Genomic DNA, 15,819 nt, shown 5'->3' on the forward strand with positions numbered 1-15,819 from the left:
CGCTTGCCCCTTGTGTGGAATGCGGAAACCGAGGGGCAAGCGCTTCCCACCCCTTCCAGGAGGCTGCCATGTGGTCACGCCGAACCGTTCTCGGGATGATGGCAGCGAGCGCTTTCGTCCTCGCCTCCCCTGGACCCGCCATGGCCGGTGACGAGTACGAGACCCTGCGGCAGCGCTGGCTGGAGATCAGCCTCGGCACCGGCTACGACCCGACAGCCGAGCCCTACGCGTCCCGCCTCGCCGAGACCGGGCGGCTCGCCGCCGGATTCCGTACCTCCATGGCCCCCACCGACACCTCCCTGTGGCCCGGCCACCCGTTCAACCCGTCCGCCGGGATCACCCAGAGCTACAGCCGCCTGTGGACCATGACCCAGGCGTACGCACAGCCGGGCACCGGCCTCACCGGTGACGCCGGGCTCCTCGCCGACATCGTCCGCGGCCTCGACCATCTCGCGGCGAAGATCTACAACCCCTCCACCACCCGCTACGGCAACTGGTGGGACTGGCAGATAGGCAGCCCCCGCCTCCTCATGGACACCGTCGCCGTCCTGCACGACCGGCTCACCGCCGCACAGCGCGAGGCCGCCTTCGCCGCCGTCGACCACTTCATCCCCGACGCCGTACTCGGCGACTACAGCGGCACCTCCACCGGCGCCAACCGCGTCGACCTGTGCCGCTCCGTCGTGCTGCGCGGCGTCCTCGGACGGAACCCGGGCAGGATCGCCCTCGCCCGGGACGCCCTCTCGCCCGTCTTCCCCTACGTCACCAAGGGCGACGGCCTCTACGCAGACGGCTCGTTCGTCCAGCACACCTGGGTCGCCTACTCCGGCACGTACGGACAGGTCATGCTCGACGGTCTCGGCCGCCTCTTCGCCCTGCTCGCGGGCTCGGCCTGGGCCGTCACCGACCCCAATCGGCAGATCATCCTGGACAGCGTCGAGCACGCGTACGCGCCGCTGATCCACGACGGGCTGATGATGGACAGCGTCAACGGCCGTGCCATCAGCCGGGGTTACCTCAAGAGCGACGACCGCAGGATCATGCGCAGCGACCATTTCCACGGGCAGGCGCTCATCGCCGCGATCGCGCTGCTCGCGGGCGGGGCATCGGCCGCCGAGCGGGACAGGTGGCACGCCCGGATCAAGGGCTGGATCGAGCGGGACACCGTCACCCCGATCCTCACCGCCGGGCAGTTCGGCGTCGCCGACCTCTCCCGGCTGCACGCGGTCGCCGCCGCGCCCGTGGCCGCGGCGCCCGAGCCGGTCGGCCATCAGCTCTTCGCCTCCATGGACCGGGCCGTGCACCGCCGGCCCGGCTGGGCCGCGAACATCGCCATGGCCTCGGAGCGGATCGCGTACTACGAGTGCGGCAACGGCGAGAACCCTCGCGGCTGGCACACCGGAGCCGGGATGACCTACTGGTGGACCCCCGGCAACGGCGGCCAGTACACCGACTGGTTCTGGCCCACCGTCGACTTCTACCGGCTGCCCGGAACGACCGTGTCGACCAAGCGACTTGCCGACCGGGCGGGCGGTGAATGGGGCGAACCCAAGCCCGCCGCGACGTGGGTCGGCGGGGCGAGCGACGGCGAGTTCGCGGCCGTCGGCCAGCATCTGCTCGGCCTCGGCTCCACCCTCCAGGCCCGCAAGTCGTGGTTCTGCGCCGCGGACGCCGTCATCTGCCTGGGCGCGGGCATCACCAGCACCGACGGGTTACCCGTCGAGACGATCGTCGACAACCGCAACCTCGGCGCCGACGGCACGAACGAACTCACCCTCGGCCCTGGCTGGGCCCACCTCGAAGGCCACGGCGGCTGGGTCTTCCCGTGCGGTACGCGGCGACTGCGCACCCTGCGCGAGGAGCGCACCGGAGCCTGGAGCGACATCAACACCACCAGCTCGACCGAGCGCGTCACCCGCCGCTACCAGACCCTCTGGCTCGACCACGGGACCGACCCGGTGGACGCCTCGTACGCGTATCTGCTGATGCCCGGGGCGGGACGCCGCGCGCTCGCCGCCCGCGCCGGGGACGAGCGATGGCTGCGGATCATCGCCAACAGCGAGGCCTGCCAGGCCGTCGCAGTCCGCTCCCTGGGACTGACCGCGGCGAACTTCTGGCAGCCCGGTACGGTGGGCCCCCTCACCGTGACGGCACCGGCGAGTGCCCTCGTTCGGAGTAATCGGCACACTGCGAGCCTTCATTTCAGCGAGCCGCCGCGCACGGGAGCGCCGCTGGAGATCACCTGGCACCACCCGGTGCGTAAGGTGACCAGCAAGGACGCGTCGATCGAAGTCCTCTCCACGGGAGACTCGCTACGGCTGCGGATCACCGGCGGCACCGCCGGAGCCACCCAACACTGTGAAGTGGCTCTCAGGTGAACGCCTTGTTGAACCTCCACAAAGCTTGGTGGCACTCAGCTGGTACTAGGGCTGCAGTGGGCAAGCGTTCTGTCCGGTGGTGACAGGAGAACGCTCCGGAGACTGTGTGGAGTCGACGGGACTGTTTTCTTGGTCGGATCCGTAGGGTCGATGCATGACCGTTTTGGACGAGACCACCAGCGAGCCGAGTGACGCGCGCGGACGTGTGGCCGAACTGCATGCCCTTCGTGAGGAGGCCCGTCGTGGGCCGAGTGAGAGGGCGACCGAGGCGCAGCATGCGAAGGGCAAGCTGACGGCGCGGGAGCGGATCGGGCTGTTGCTGGACGAGGGGTCGTTCCGTGAGGTCGAGCAGTTGCGCCGGCACCGGGCGACGGGGTTCGGTCTGGAGGCGAAGAAGCCGTACACGGATGGTGTGATCACCGGGTGGGGCACGGTCGAGGGCCGCACGGTGTTCGTGTACGCGCATGATTTCCGGATCTTCGGCGGGGCGCTGGGTGAGGCGCATGCCACGAAGATCCACAAGATTATGGACATGGCGATTTCGGCGGGTGCGCCGCTGGTGTCGCTGAACGACGGTGCGGGCGCCCGTATCCAGGAGGGTGTTTCGGCGCTGGCCGGCTATGGCGGGATCTTTCAGCGCAACACGCGTGCGTCGGGGGTGATTCCGCAGATTTCGGTGATGCTGGGCCCGTGCGCGGGCGGGGCTGCCTACAGTCCGGCGCTGACGGATTTCGTGTTCATGGTGCGGGAGACCTCGCAGATGTTCATCACCGGGCCGGATGTGGTCAAGGCGGTGACGGGTGAGGAGATCTCGCAGAACGGGCTGGGCGGTGCGGATGTGCACGCCGAAACGTCGGGGGTGGCGCACTTCGCCTACGACGACGAGGAGACCTGCATCGCCGAGGTGCGCTACCTGCTGGCGATGCTGCCGTCGAACAACCGGGAGAACCCGCCGGTGGTGGCCTCGGACGATCCGGCCGACCGGCGCGGCGATGCGCTGCTGGACCTGGTCCCGGCGGACGGCAACCGGCCCTACGACATGCACAAGGTGATCGAGGAGCTCGTCGACGACGGCGACTACCTGGAGATCCACGAGCGCTGGGCCCGCAACATCATCTGCGCGCTGGCCCGTCTGGACGGGCAGGTGGTGGGCATTGTGGCCAACCAGCCGCAGTCGCTGGCCGGGGTGCTGGACATCGAGGCCTCCGAGAAGGCGGCCCGGTTTGTGCAGATGTGCGACGCGTTCAACATCCCGATCGTGACGCTGCTGGACGTGCCGGGGTTCCTGCCCGGGGTGGACCAGGAGCACGGCGGGATCATCCGGCACGGCGCGAAGCTGCTGTACGCGTACTGCAACGCCACCGTGCCCCGTATTTCGCTGATCCTGCGCAAGGCGTACGGCGGGGCGTACATCGTGATGGACAGCCAGTCCATCGGGGCGGACCTGACCTACGCGTGGCCGACCAACGAGATCGCGGTGATGGGCGCCGAGGGTGCCGCCAATGTCATCTTCCGCCGGCAGATCGCCGATGCCGAGGACCCCGAGGCGATGCGGGTGCGCATGGTCAAGGAGTACAAGGCCGAGCTGATGCACCCGTACTACGCCGCCGAGCGCGGTCTGGTCGACGACGTGATCGACCCGGCCGAGACCCGCGGGGTGCTGATCGCATCCCTGGCCATGCTCCGCACCAAGCACGCCGACCTGCCCTCCCGCAAACACGGCAACCCCCCGCAGTGATCCTGCGAAGACTGGAGCCTGATCGCCCATGAGTACTTCCGCCGAAAGCCCGTTGTCCTCCTCTCTGCTGCGCGTCGAGAAGGGTCACGCCGACCCCGAGGAGCTGGCCGCGATCACCGCGGTGCTGCTCGCGCGTGCGGCCGCGCAGCCTGAGGCTCCGGCTGCGCACCGTGGCCGCTCCACGGCCGGCTGGCGCCGCCTGGAGCGCCAGCGGGGCTTCCAGCCCTCCCACAGCTGGCAGGGCTGACGCCCGGCCCTCCTGCGGCCTTCTGCGGCCCCGCGCACCGGTGTTGGTGTGCGGGGCCGTTGTCCGTTCCCGGGGGCTCCGCCCCCGGACCCCCGCGCCTCAATCGCCGGCGGGGCTGAATTTCGCGTCCGGGACCACGCCTCAATCGCCGGCGGGGCTGGATTGTGCGGCCCTGCCGCACATTCAGCCCGTCCGGCGTTTGAGGACATGCGGCCGAAGGTCGCATACGGGGTCCGGGGCGAAGCCCCGTCGGGGGTCCGGGGGCAGCGCCCCGGTTACGGGAAAGGGCGGGGTGGGGAACAAGCCCGCCGCAGGCGCCCCCCGCACAGCAGAGAACCCCCGCCCTCCCGAAGGAGCGCGGGGGCTTCCCCACAGAGACAGACAGGCGACCGCGGCAAGCGGCTTACCGCAGGCGCGCCATCAGCGCGTGCTCAACCAGGGTGATGAGCGCGGACTTGGCATCGGCACGATGACGGGCGTCCGTCGTGATGATCGGGGTGTCGGGGCCGATCTGCAGCGCCTCCCGCACCTCTTCCGGGTTGTACGGCTGGTGTCCGTCGAAGCCGTTGAGGGCGATGACGAAGGGCAGGCCGCTGTTCTCGAAGTAGTCGACCGCCGGGAAGCAGTCCGCGAGGCGGCGCGTGTCGACGAGGACGACGGCGCCGATGGCGCCGCGGACCAGGTCGTCCCACATGAACCAGAAGCGGTCCTGTCCGGGCGTGCCGAACAGGTAAAGGATCAGGTCCTGGTCCAGGGTGATACGGCCGAAGTCCATGGCGACGGTGGTCGTCGTCTTGTCTCCGGTGTGCGTGAGGTCGTCGATGCCCGCGGACGCAGACGTCATCACGGCTTCGGTACGCAGCGGGTTGATCTCCGAGACGGCGCCGACGAACGTGGTCTTGCCCACGCCGAAGCCGCCCGCCACCACGATCTTCGCGCTGGTGGTTGAGCGGGCTGCACCGCCGCTAGAGCTTGCGAAGTCCACTGAGCACCCTTTCGAGCAGTGTCACGGCTGGCTGGCCGCCGGCGGACTCGTCGCCGCCGGGCTGGTGAATGGCGACAAGTCCGGCCTCCGCCAGGTCGGCGACGAGGATCCGGGCAACGCCGAGGGGAATGGTGAGAAGCGCCGAGATCTCCGCGACCGACTTGATCTCGATGCACAGCCGGCAGATCCGCTGGTGCTCGGGCAACTGCCCTTGCAGCCGGGAGGGATCGGCCGTGGTGCTGACCAGTGCCTCGATGGCGAGCTGGTAGCGCGGCCGCGTACGGCCGCCGGTCATGGCGTAGGGACGCACCAGCGGGTTGTGCGCCGCGGGTGCGGCCTCCGGCGCCCGCCGGGGCTGCACCGGCTGAATACGCGGCTGCTGCGGCTGGTTGTACGACGGGTCGTACGGCGACTGCGGCTGCTGGTAGGGCTGCTGGGCGCCCTGTCTGCTCGGCGTGGAAGGAAAGTTGAAACGGTTCTGAGAGTGATCACCAGGCGTTTGGTGAGCACCGTCATAGGGGCGTCCGCCCGGGGGTGTTGCCACGTTTCCTCCTCCGACTGCCGCTCGCCGGTTCCATGTCCCTGTGGAGCCCGCGCCACCGCACCCTATGGTGCGGTGGCGTGAAACGCACTGTCTGTCTGTTAGTTGAGAAGACTTCCCTGGAGCTCCGCACGGAGGTCCGGCGTCAGCACGCTGCCCGCACGGTCCACCAGCAGAGCCATCTCGTAACCCACCAGACCGATGTCGGCCTCCGGGTGTGCGAGTACGGCCAGCGAGGAACCGTCGGAGACGGACATGATGAAGAGGAAGCCTCGTTCCATCTCCACCACCGTCTGGTTGACCGCACCGCCTTCGAAGATCCTGGACGCCCCCGCGGTGAGCGAGGTCAGACCGGAGGCGACTGCCGCCAGCTGATCGGCTCGGTCCCGCGGGAAACCCTCGGACATCGCCAGCAGGAGTCCGTCGGCGGAGACCACCACGGTGTGGGACACCCCAGGGGTGTTGTCCACGAAGTTGGTGATCAACCAGTTCAGATTCTGCGCCGCCTGGCTCATCGGGCTCACACTAACGCTCCTGGTTGTAGGTACTGCCCGGGCCGAAGCCCAGTCCGTTCGTGTCCGTTCCCGCGCTGCGTCCCTGCTGGACACCGCGCCGCAGGTTGCTCAACCTGCCGCGCACGGCGTCCGGGGCGCGGGAGACCTGGGGGCCGCCCTGGGGCGTCTGCTCCGCGGTGCCCTCGATGAGATTGGCCTTGGGCACCCGCCGCGGAAGACCGGAGGAGGTGACCCCGCCCGCCTTCGGATCGCGGAGCTTCTCCGCCCGCTGCCAGCGCTCGTCGTTGGTCGAGCGCCAGTCCTCGGAGCCGGTGGCGCTGATGCTGTTGCCCGGCGCCTCGGTCTGATCGCTCTGCGGAGCCTGTCGGTCCTGCTCGGCGGGCTGCTGCCACTGCTGCTCGGACTGCGGCTGCTGGGTGCTGCCGCGCCGCGGGAGACCGGCGTTGGTCATCGCGTGGCTGCTGCTCGGAGCGGGCCCGGGTCGGTCGAAGCCTACGCGGTCGGGGGCGTTCGCGGGAGCGCCGGGGGAAGATTCCGCTTCCGCCCGGTACTCCGGTTCGTACGCACCCTGGTACGGACCCTGATCCTGCCACTCCGCCTGGTGGGACGGGGTGTCGTACTGACCGTCGTACTGAGCGTCGGACCCCTGGGAAGCCTGGTAATTGCCTTCCGCATATGTGCCCGCGGGCTGGTCCTGCTGCTCCTGGTACTCCTGGTGCTCGGGGTAGCCACCGGGCGTCTGGTAGCCGTCGTACGCCTGCTGGTCCTGGGCGTAACCCTGCTCCTGGAACTCCTGGCCGTACTCGGAGCCGTACTGCTGCTCCTGCGGGTAGTCCGCCTCGTCACGGAAGAGGGGGCGGTCACCGCCCTGAGCCTGCGCCTCCAGCGCCGCACGGCGCTCCTCGCGCATCAGCGAGCGGCCCACCGGGTCGAGCTGCGGAGAGCCGTCGGACTGCTCCTCGTAGCGCGAGTCGTCGAAGCCGAGCTCCGCCGCCGTGCGCATCGGCGCACTCGGCAGCGGCGGGTGCTCGTAGGACTGCTGCTCCGGAATGATCTGGGAGACCGTGAAGTCGTCCTCGGGGAGCGCCTCGCCACCGCCACCGTGGGTGATGGCGTCGGGGAGCATGACCAGCGAGGTGGTGCCCGCCTGCTCGCCGGAGGGGCGCAGCTGGACGCGGACGCCGTGCCGGTCGGCGAGGCGGCCGACCACGAACAGGCCCATGCGCTGCGAGACGGCGGCGTCCACCGTCGGCGGGTTGGCCAGCTTGTGGTTGATGTCGGCAAAGTCCTCGGCAGTCAGGCCGATGCCCTTGTCGTGGATCTCGATCATGACTCGACCGTCGGGGAGACGGGTTGCCGTCACCCGAACCTTGGTCTGCGGCGAGGAGAACGTCGTGGCGTTCTCCAGAAGCTCGGCCAGCAGGTGCACGAGGTCGGTCACGGCCTGGCCGTGGATGTCCGTCTCCGGGACACCGGTGAGCTCGATGCGCTCGTACGACTCCACCTCGGAGGAGGCGGCACGCAGCACGTCGACGAGCGGCACCGGCTGGTTCCAGCGGCGGCCCGGCTCCTCGCCCGCGAGGACGAGGAGGTTCTCGCCGTTGCGGCGCATACGGGTCGCCAGGTGGTCCAGCCGGAAGAGGTTCTCCAGCTGGTCCGGGTCGGCCTCGTTGTTCTCCAGGTCGGTGATCAGGGTCAGCTGGCCCTCGATCAGCGACTGGTTGCGGCGCGAGAGGTTGGTGAAGATCGCGTTGACGTTGCCACGGAGCATGGCCTGCTCGGCGGCGAGCCGCACGGCCTCGCGGTGGACCTGGTCGAAGGCGCGGGCGACTTCGCCGATCTCGTCCTGGGTGTCGATCGGGATCGGCTGCACCCGGGTGTCGACGCGGCCCGGCTCCGTACGCGAGAGCTGGTCGACCAGCATCGGCAGGCGCTGCTCGGCGATGCCGAAGGCGGCGGTGCGCAGCTGGCGCATCGAGCGGCTCATCTGGCGGGCCATGAGACCGGCCAGGATGAAGGCGGTGAGCAGGGCGATCACGACGATGGCGCCGTTGGTGATGGCGTCGCGCTTGGCGTCGTCGGAGATCTCGGCGGCCTCGGTCACGGACTTGGTGACGAGGTCGTTCTCGATCTCGGTGTAGCCGTCGAACTTGGCGGTGGCCGCTCCCATCCACACCAGGGGCGTGATGTCGAGCTGCTTGAGCTCCTTGGGGCTGAGACCCTGGCCGATCTTGGCGGACATGCCCGCCAGGACCGACCCCTTGTCGTCCGTCGGCGGTTTGAGGCCGGCGGCCTTGAGCTGCTTGCCGCCCTCGACGGCCTTGGCCGTCATGATCTGCTCGAGCTTGTCGGCGTCGTCCTGCGTACCGCCGGAGACGTACTCGGCGAGCGCGATCTGCTCGAGGTAGTTGTACGAGTTGAACGCGATGGTCTGCTTCGCGCGGATCGTGTCGTCCTGGCTCGGCCGGATCAGCAGGTGCAGACCGATGGAGCGCTGGAGCGACGCGGCGGCCTTGGCCAGCTGGACCGCGTAGACCGTACGGCCGTAGCTGGTGATGTTGCCGGTGCCCAGACCGAGCTCGTTGGAGAACTCCATCAGCGAGTGCTGGACCTTGACGTAGCTCTCTTCGGTGCCGACCGCGGACTTCTTCTCGACGGCCTCGGTGTACGCGAACTTGCGGATGTCGGCGAGCTCGGGCTCCACGGCCCGGAAGAGGCTCAGACGGCGCTCCAGGCCCTGCTTCTCGGGCAGGACCTTGACGACCTCGTCGAACTTCCTCTTCGCGTTGTCCGTGTCCGCGTACGCCTTGGTGACTTCCGGATCCTGGCGGGCATTGGCGAGCAGCTTGGGCGCCGTGCGGTCACGCTCGTTGAGCAGCGCCTGGCCGTACTCCGAGGCGGCGCGCACGATGAGCGCCGTCTTCTCGGCGTCCTGTGCCTCCTGCCAGGTGTCGATGGACGACTTGACCTGGAAGCCGCCCATCACCAGCCCGACGAGCACGGGTATGAGCAGGATCGCGTTCAGACGGGTGGGCACCCGCCAGTTGCGCGGGGACAGCCGGCTGGAGCTTCCGGTGGCCGGGGACGGACCGGGCGCATCCGCAGGCGACGCCGCTGTGCGCGGCGGCGGGGTGAAGTTGCCCCGCGCCTGCTGCTCTGCGGAGCTCGTCATGCTTCGCCTCACTCGACCAACAACCTCTCGGCGTCGGCACCTACGCTGTGCCGTGTTTCGTTCAGAGCTCTACTACTCGGGAGTTCGATTCCAGCACGCGGAGGGGCTCCGTTCCAAACAGTTGGAATTGGCCATTCCGTGTGTGCAGACCCGAGATAATTCGGGCATATAGAGCAAGTAGCGTCAAATTGCGGGTGAAAAGTGAGCGCAGGGACACCGGCTGGATGCACCGGGTGGCCGAGCCATCTTAATTCTCTGTCGAAACGTTATGAACACGAGGGCGGACCGTGTCAAAGGACACAGTCCGCCCACGCACAACTACGACAACTGCCGTATGTCGGTGTCTACTTGAGGCGGGCCATCAGGGCGTGCTCCACCAGCGTGATCAGCGCGGACTTGGCATCGGCACGATGACGGGCGTCCGTCGTGATGATCGGGGTGTCCGGGCCGATCTGCAGCGCCTCCCGCACTTCCTCCGGATTGTACGGCTGATGTCCCTCGAAGCCGTTGAGGGCGACGACGAAGGGCAGGCCGCTGTTCTCGAAGTAGTCGACCGCCGGGAAGCAGTCCGCGAGGCGGCGCGTGTCGACGAGGACGACGGCGCCGATGGCGCCGCGGACCAGGTCGTCCCACATGAACCAGAAGCGGTCCTGTCCGGGCGTGCCGAACAGGTAAAGGATCAGGTCCTGGTCCAGGGTGATACGGCCGAAGTCCATGGCCACCGTCGTGGTGGTCTTGTCCCCGGTGTGTGTGAGGTCGTCGATGCCCGCGGACGCAGACGTCATCACGGCTTCGGTACGCAGCGGGTTGATCTCCGAGACGGCGCCGACGAACGTGGTCTTGCCCACGCCGAAGCCGCCCGCCACCACGATCTTCGCGCTGGTTGTCGATCGGGCAGCGCCGCCGCTAGAGCTTGCGAAGTCCACTGAGCACCCTTTCGAGCAGTGTCACATCCGGCGTGCCGCCGGCCTCTCCGTTGCCCGGCTGATGGATGGCCACCATGCCCGCCTCCGCCAGGTCGGCGACGAGGATACGGGCAACCCCCAGCGGCATCGACAGCAGCGCCGAGACCTCGGCCACCGACTTGACCTCACGGCACAGGTGGCAGATCCGCTGGTGCTCCGGCAGCAGCCCGGCCAGGTGCGCCGGGTCGGCCGTGGTGCTGACCAGTGCCTCTATCGCGAGCTGGTAGCGCGGCCGGGTCCGGCCGCCGGTCATGGCGTACGGACGGACCAGCGGCTGATCGCCTTCTCCGTACGACGCGTCGACTGAGGCGCCGTACGGATCGTGAGAGGCGGGTGGCGGGGTCATGAATCCTCCGGGCGTGACAGCAAGTGGTCTGCGTGCCGTCTGAGTGGAGCCGGTGGGGGGCCTGTGGGCGGCCTGACGGTAACTGTGCGGTGGCGTCTATCTGAAACACCTCGTGGGGGAGGCGCATATCAGTGCAGCAGGCTCCCCTGGAGCTCGGCGCGCAGGTCCGGAGTGAGGACGCTGCCCGCCCGGTCGACCAGGAGGGCCATCTCGTAGCCCACGAGGCCGATGTCGCACTCGGGGTGTGCGAGCACGGCCAGCGAGGAACCGTCGGAGACGGACATGAGGAACAGGAAACCGCGCTCCATCTCGACCACGGTCTGGCTGACCGGGCCGCCTTCGAAGATCCGGGAGGCGCCCGCGGTCAGCGAGGTCAGCCCGGAGGCCACGGCCGCCAGCTGATCGGCGCGGTCGCGCGGGAAACCTTCTGACATTGCCAGCAGAAGACCGTCGGCGGAGACCACCACTGTGTGGGACACCCCAGGGGTGTTGTCCACGAAATTGGTGATCAACCAGTTCAGATTCTGCGCCGCCTGGCTCATCGGGCTCAACTAGTGCTCCTGCTGGTGAGTGGGGCCGAGGTTGAAGCTGCCGGTCGTCGAATTCTGCTGACGGCCCTGCTGAATGCCACGACGGAGATTGGTCAGCCGGCCGCGTACATCATCAGGTGCACGCGAAACCTGCGGTCCGGACTGGTGGTTCTGCTCCTGGGCGGTTCCCGGCACAAGGTTGGCGCGCGGGACCCGACGGGGCAGACCAGAGGTGGTGACGCCGCCCGCCGCGGGCTTCCTGACCCGCTCGGCCTGGCGTACCAACTCGTCATTGGGCGAGGAGCGCCATGCGGCACCACTCGCGTTGGGCGCGTTGCCCGGGGTCGCCGGGCTCTGCGCGGGGGCGCGCTGCGGCATCGGCGGAACGGGACGCTCCGCCGGCTGCTGCGGGACAGCTGCCGACGGCCCCTGCGGCTGCTGCTGCGCGGACTGACCGCTCTGCGGACCGTGGAACCAGTTCGTCTCCAGCGTGTCGTACAGCGGAGTACGGCCGTCGCCGGGACCGGCCGGCGGCAGCGCCTCGGGCTGCGGCTGCGGAGGCAGCGCATTCGCGGGGCGCGGGGCCCGGAAGCCGTCCTGGCCACCGCGCGGACGCGGAGCCTGGGCGGGAGCGGGCGGGGCGTTGAAGTCCGGACGCGCGAACTGCGCGGTGGACGCCGGGTCCTGCGAACCTGCGCCCGAGCCGTTCACGTCCGGGCGGGCGTACTGACCCGTGGACGAGGAGTCCGGGGCGCCGAACACGTCGGGCCGTACGAACTGCCCGGTGGCACCGGCACCACCGCGCGGCGGGCCCGCGTTGTAGTCGGGCCGCGCGAACTCCGACGTCGAGCCCGCACCGCGCCCGGAGTCGCTGTCCTCGTGCCCGCGCGGAGAGTCCGCGGCGTGGCGCGGCGTGGCGCCCTGCTGCTCGTTGCCCCAGCTCGCGGCCTGCGGGCGCTGGGGGCGCTGCGGCTCCTCGCGGCGGGGGCTGCCGGGCAGTTCGGCGCGCGGACCGCCGGACGCCGGCAGCTGCCGGCCGCGGTCGCCCGCGCCCGGCGCACTCTGCGGGAAGCCGTTCTGCCGCTCGTTGCGGGCCGGGGCGTTCTGCGCGCCACGCCCCGCACCGGAGCCGAAGGCCCCGGCGAGACCGCGGCCCTGACCCTGGGAGGCCTGCTGGCCCTGACCCGGACCACCGTCACGGGCCGGCAGCGCGGCACGCGCACCCGAGCCCGAACTGACCTGGCCGCGCGGCGCACCGGTACCGAGCCGACCGCCCGCGGGAGCCCCCGTGGGACCCGCGCCGGGGCCGCCGCCGAGACCGGGACGGCCGCCGCCCGTACCGCCGGGACGGCCGCCGATACCACCCGGCGCCGGGGGAACGGCGCCCTGGCCGCCCGCACCGGGCATGCCCGTCGGAGGCTTCTTGCCGCCGTTGGCGACATCGACGGGGAGCATGACCAGCGCGGTCGTACCACCGGAGTCGGAGGGGCGCAGCTGGATGCGGATGCCGTGTCGCAGGGACAGCCGGCCGACCACGAACAGACCCATGCGGCGCGAGACCGAGACGTCCACGGTGGGCGGCGACGCCAGCCGCTCGTTGATCGCGGCGAGGTCCTCGGGGGAGAGGCCGATGCCGGTGTCGTGGATCTCGACCAGCACACGGCCGTCGGGCAGCGCGTGACCGGTGACGCGGACCTTGGTCTGCGGCGAGGAGAAGGAGGTCGCGTTCTCGAGCAGCTCGGCGAGGAGGTGCACGAGGTCGTTGACGACGCGTCCGGCGACCTCGGTCCCGGGGACCGAGGCCAGTTCGATGCGCTCGTACTGCTCCACCTCGGAGGCGGCGGCACGGAGCACGTCGACCAGCGGGACCGGCCGGGTCCACCGGCGGCCCGGCTCCTCGCCCGCGAGGACGAGGAGGTTTTCGCCGTTCCGGCGCATACGGGTCGCGAGGTGGTCCAGCTTGAAGAGGGAGGACAGCTGGTCCGGGTCGGCCTCGCGGGACTCCAGCTCGGAGATGAGCGAGAGCTGACGCTGGATAAGTCCCTGGCTGCGGCGCGAGAGGTTGGTGAACATCGCGTTGACGTTGCCCCGCAGAAGGGCCTGCTCGGCGGCGAGTCGGACGGCCTCGCGGTGCACGTCGTCGAAGGCCGCGGCCACCTGGCCGATCTCGTCCCGGGAGTGCACACCGACGGACTCGACGGAGGTGTCGACGTCCTGCGGGTCCGACTCCGACAGCTGCTTGACCAGCTCGGGCAGACGGTCCTGGGCGACCCTGGTCGCGGTGTCCTGCAGCCGGCGCAGCGAGCGGATCATGGAGCGGGCCACGACGAAGGCGCCCACGAGGGAGACACCGAGGACGATGAGGATCAGCGCACCGTTGATGATCGCGTCGCGCTGCGAGGCCTCGCGCAGCTCACGGGCCTTGCTCTCCATCTGGCCGAGCAGCGTGGCCTCGATGGTCTTCATGGCGCTGATGCGGACCGTGTAGTCGTCGGTCCAGTCCAGGTGCGAACGGATGGGCTGCGACGCCAGACCGTTCTTGGTGTCCAGCACGCGCTTGGCGTAGAGCACGGACGCCTGGATGGTCGGGTTGCCGTCCTCCATCGGTTCGGTCAGCTCGTCGGCGTTGCCGCCGGAGGACTCGTAGACCGACTTGAAGGCCTGGAGCTGGGTGTCGCCGCTCTCGCGGGCGGCCTGGCCGTACTGCCGGTCGGACTCGGTCAGACCGGGGATCTTGCTGTTGTCACCGACCGGGAGCGCTGCGGCGATGACCGCGCGCTGGATGGAGGCGTACTCCTTGGCGGACGAGAAGGCCGCCAGAGCGCGGGTCCGCTTGATCATCTCCGGGTTGTTCGTCGCCTGCGCCATGTCCTGGGACAGGCTCAGCAGGGCGTCGATCAGCCGGCTGTACTTGTCGATGGTGAGGGAGGTCGGCTGGTTCGGCTTGTACGCGTTGGCCCGGATGCCGTTGAGCTCGTTGACCTGGACGGCGATCTGGTTCGCGTTGGCCCGGATGCTCTCCAGGGCCTGGTCCTCATCCGTGTTGGGGATGTCGCGGGTGGCCTCGAGGAAGGCCTTCCTGGCCCGGTCGGTCGCGGTACGGGGACCCGTGACCTTGAAGTCGCTGACGGCGGCAGGGTCGTTGCGAATCGGGCCCGCCGACAGGTCGCGCTCCGTCTGGAGCTGCGTCGCCAGTTCGGTCGCCTGCTTGGTCATCTTGGTGAGCAGCTGCATGTGATCCAGCTGCTTCATGTCTTCCATGGACTCGTTGATACGGAGTCCGCCCAGCGTGGTCGCTGCGACGACCGGCAGGGTCAGCAGGGAGACAAGGCGCGTGCTGATGCGCCAGTTGCGCAGGGCTATTCGCGGCCCGGTGTCCGTCGGTCCCTTCGGCTTCAGCGGGGCCGTGGGCCTCTCGCCGCCGGGTGCCGCAGTGCCGGGGCGCGCGGCACGTTCGCCGCTGTCGCCGGGCGCTGCCGGTCCCTGGTTTTGGGTGTGCTGGGGCGAGGAGCCGCGGTCGGTCCCGCCGCGCGGCTCCTGTTCCGCCGCAGCGCTGCCATCCCTCTTGAAACGTCCCTGCACTAGCGTCGCAACCTCTGGACCAGGCGTCCCTCCGCTCTCACGGCGGGACGGTGTCGGCGTCTCGGGGCGAAAATATGGTGCCCCATGGTGGTCGTTGAGTGACCGGCGCTGCTCCCCCCTTCCCGCCGCCACTCGGCGCTGCGTTGCGCCCCATGCGCGCCGGCCTGAAACCGCGGCGGTGCGTGGAATTCCAGCACAGTGCAGGATCTCCAACAAGAGCCGTGTACCGGCCTGTGACCTGGATGACACGGTGTGAGCGTCGCGTCACAAGACGTAGAAACGGTTCACGGATGAAACGGACCTTTCCGTACGAGTCGCTTAGGGGTGGGGGGTGTCCCAGTAGCGATGATCAGGAGCGGAATGGTCGCTTCAGTGGCGCAATGTCCGTTTCCCTCAATTGACCCGTCATCCGGAATGTCCGAATTGACCGTCAACTCGTGAGGAAACTCACACGTAGATCGCTGAGTCTTCCGGGCTTTCCCGGGGAATTGGATGTTTAGCCTGACGCTTTACAGGGATGGGAAATCCGTCAACCCGGCGTTAACCGCAGCGCCCGCACACCGACAAGGTCTGAACAACCGATGAAGACGACGATGATGTTCCGCAACATAGCCAACCCCCGGCGCACCACGCTCGCGCACCTCTCGGACGCGGACGAACTGCAGATGCCGGAACAGCCGGAGCACGCGATCGATCTTCCCATGCAGACGGCCAACCCCCGCCGCACGGTCCTGATGGACGCCCCCGCCCAGTAGTACGCGGGGCGGTGCCCCCACCAATGCGCGAAGCGGCCCGCCCAATACGCGAGGCGGCCCGCGCA

12 protein-coding genes are annotated in these 15,819 nt (G+C 69.3%); 4 read left to right on the top strand and 8 right to left on the bottom strand.

All coding sequences use genetic code 11. The features are described from left to right. Positions 1-68: 68 nt before the first annotated feature. From OG741_RS28125 to OG741_RS28135, 3 genes are all read left to right on the top strand, one after another. Positions 69-2,378: a polysaccharide lyase 8 family protein gene (locus OG741_RS28125; protein ID WP_405602485.1), complete on the top strand. Its 2,310-nt coding sequence runs from the start codon at positions 69-71 to the stop codon at positions 2,376-2,378. Positions 2,379-2,532: 154 nt separating this feature from the next. Continuing rightward, positions 2,533-4,116 carry an acyl-CoA carboxylase subunit beta gene (locus OG741_RS28130; protein WP_405602488.1) on the top strand — a complete coding sequence of 528 codons (1,584 nt, stop codon included), beginning with the start codon at positions 2,533-2,535 and terminating at the stop codon, positions 4,114-4,116. A gap of 28 nt (positions 4,117-4,144) precedes the next feature. Then, positions 4,145-4,363, top strand: coding sequence for an acyl-CoA carboxylase subunit epsilon (locus tag OG741_RS28135; RefSeq protein WP_405602490.1), 219 nt, complete (start codon positions 4,145-4,147; stop codon positions 4,361-4,363). A 403-nt stretch (positions 4,364-4,766) separates the two neighbouring features. On the opposite strand, the gene OG741_RS28140 is transcribed toward OG741_RS28135, so the two are convergent. The 8 genes from OG741_RS28140 to OG741_RS28175 all read right to left on the bottom strand — a co-directional run bounded on the left by OG741_RS28140 (position 4,767) and on the right by OG741_RS28175 (position 14,999). Further along, positions 4,767-5,348 (bottom strand): ATP/GTP-binding protein, encoded by a 582-nt coding sequence (locus tag OG741_RS28140; protein ID WP_050791473.1) that lies wholly within the window; start codon positions 5,346-5,348, stop codon positions 4,767-4,769. Further along, positions 5,329-5,892, bottom strand: coding sequence for a DUF742 domain-containing protein (locus OG741_RS28145; protein WP_266488705.1), 564 nt, complete (start codon positions 5,890-5,892; stop codon positions 5,329-5,331). Before OG741_RS28145 ends, OG741_RS28140 begins: the two co-directional genes overlap by 20 nt. Positions 5,893-5,990: 98 nt before the next feature. Further along, positions 5,991-6,404, bottom strand: a complete 414-nt coding sequence (locus OG741_RS28150; RefSeq protein ID WP_053725133.1) for a roadblock/LC7 domain-containing protein — start codon at positions 6,402-6,404, stop codon at positions 5,991-5,993. Between the two features lie 10 nt (positions 6,405-6,414). Continuing rightward, positions 6,415-9,588, bottom strand: coding sequence for a nitrate- and nitrite sensing domain-containing protein (locus tag OG741_RS28155; RefSeq protein ID WP_405602492.1), 3,174 nt, complete (start codon positions 9,586-9,588; stop codon positions 6,415-6,417). Between the two features lie 332 nt (positions 9,589-9,920). After that, on the bottom strand, positions 9,921-10,502 hold the full coding sequence (locus tag OG741_RS28160) for an ATP/GTP-binding protein (RefSeq protein ID WP_266488710.1): 582 nt from the start codon (positions 10,500-10,502) through the stop codon (positions 9,921-9,923). After that, positions 10,483-10,887, bottom strand: a complete 405-nt coding sequence (locus tag OG741_RS28165; protein WP_142213456.1) for a DUF742 domain-containing protein — start codon at positions 10,885-10,887, stop codon at positions 10,483-10,485. Before OG741_RS28165 ends, OG741_RS28160 begins: the two co-directional genes overlap by 20 nt. Positions 10,888-11,015: 128 nt before the next feature. Continuing rightward, the gene (locus OG741_RS28170) at positions 11,016-11,429 is read right to left on the bottom strand and encodes a roadblock/LC7 domain-containing protein (protein ID WP_142214992.1); all 414 of its coding nucleotides are present in this window, start codon (positions 11,427-11,429) and stop codon (positions 11,016-11,018) included. Between the two features lie 9 nt (positions 11,430-11,438). After that, positions 11,439-14,999, bottom strand: a complete 3,561-nt coding sequence (locus OG741_RS28175) for a nitrate- and nitrite sensing domain-containing protein (RefSeq protein ID WP_405602495.1) — start codon at positions 14,997-14,999, stop codon at positions 11,439-11,441. Positions 15,000-15,580: 581 nt separating this feature from the next. On the opposite strand from OG741_RS28175, the gene OG741_RS28180 reads away from it, so the two are divergent. Next, positions 15,581-15,754, top strand: coding sequence for a hypothetical protein (locus tag OG741_RS28180; RefSeq protein WP_405602497.1), 174 nt, complete (start codon positions 15,581-15,583; stop codon positions 15,752-15,754). Positions 15,755-15,819 lie beyond the last annotated feature (65 nt).

The organism is Streptomyces sp. NBC_01410 (assembly GCF_045040195.1).
In the GTDB taxonomy this organism is placed as follows: domain Bacteria; phylum Actinomycetota; class Actinomycetes; order Streptomycetales; family Streptomycetaceae; genus Streptomyces.

Bases quoted from the DNA above. Each gene is read 5' to 3' on its own strand.
- OG741_RS28125 (WP_405602485.1), top strand. From the start codon at position 69: ATGTGGTCACGCCGAACCGTTCTCGGGATGATGGCAGCGAGCGCTTTC.
- OG741_RS28130 (WP_405602488.1), top strand. From the start codon at position 2,533: ATGACCGTTTTGGACGAGACCACCAGCGAGCCGAGTGACGCGCGCGGA.
- OG741_RS28135 (WP_405602490.1), top strand. From the start codon at position 4,145: ATGAGTACTTCCGCCGAAAGCCCGTTGTCCTCCTCTCTGCTGCGCGTC.
- OG741_RS28150 (WP_053725133.1), bottom strand. From the start codon at position 6,404: ATGAGCCAGGCGGCGCAGAATCTGAACTGGTTGATCACCAACTTCGTG.
- OG741_RS28165 (WP_142213456.1), bottom strand. From the start codon at position 10,887: ATGACCCCGCCACCCGCCTCTCACGATCCGTACGGCGCCTCAGTCGAC.
- OG741_RS28170 (WP_142214992.1), bottom strand. From the start codon at position 11,429: ATGAGCCAGGCGGCGCAGAATCTGAACTGGTTGATCACCAATTTCGTG.
- OG741_RS28180 (WP_405602497.1), top strand. From the start codon at position 15,581: ATGAAGACGACGATGATGTTCCGCAACATAGCCAACCCCCGGCGCACC.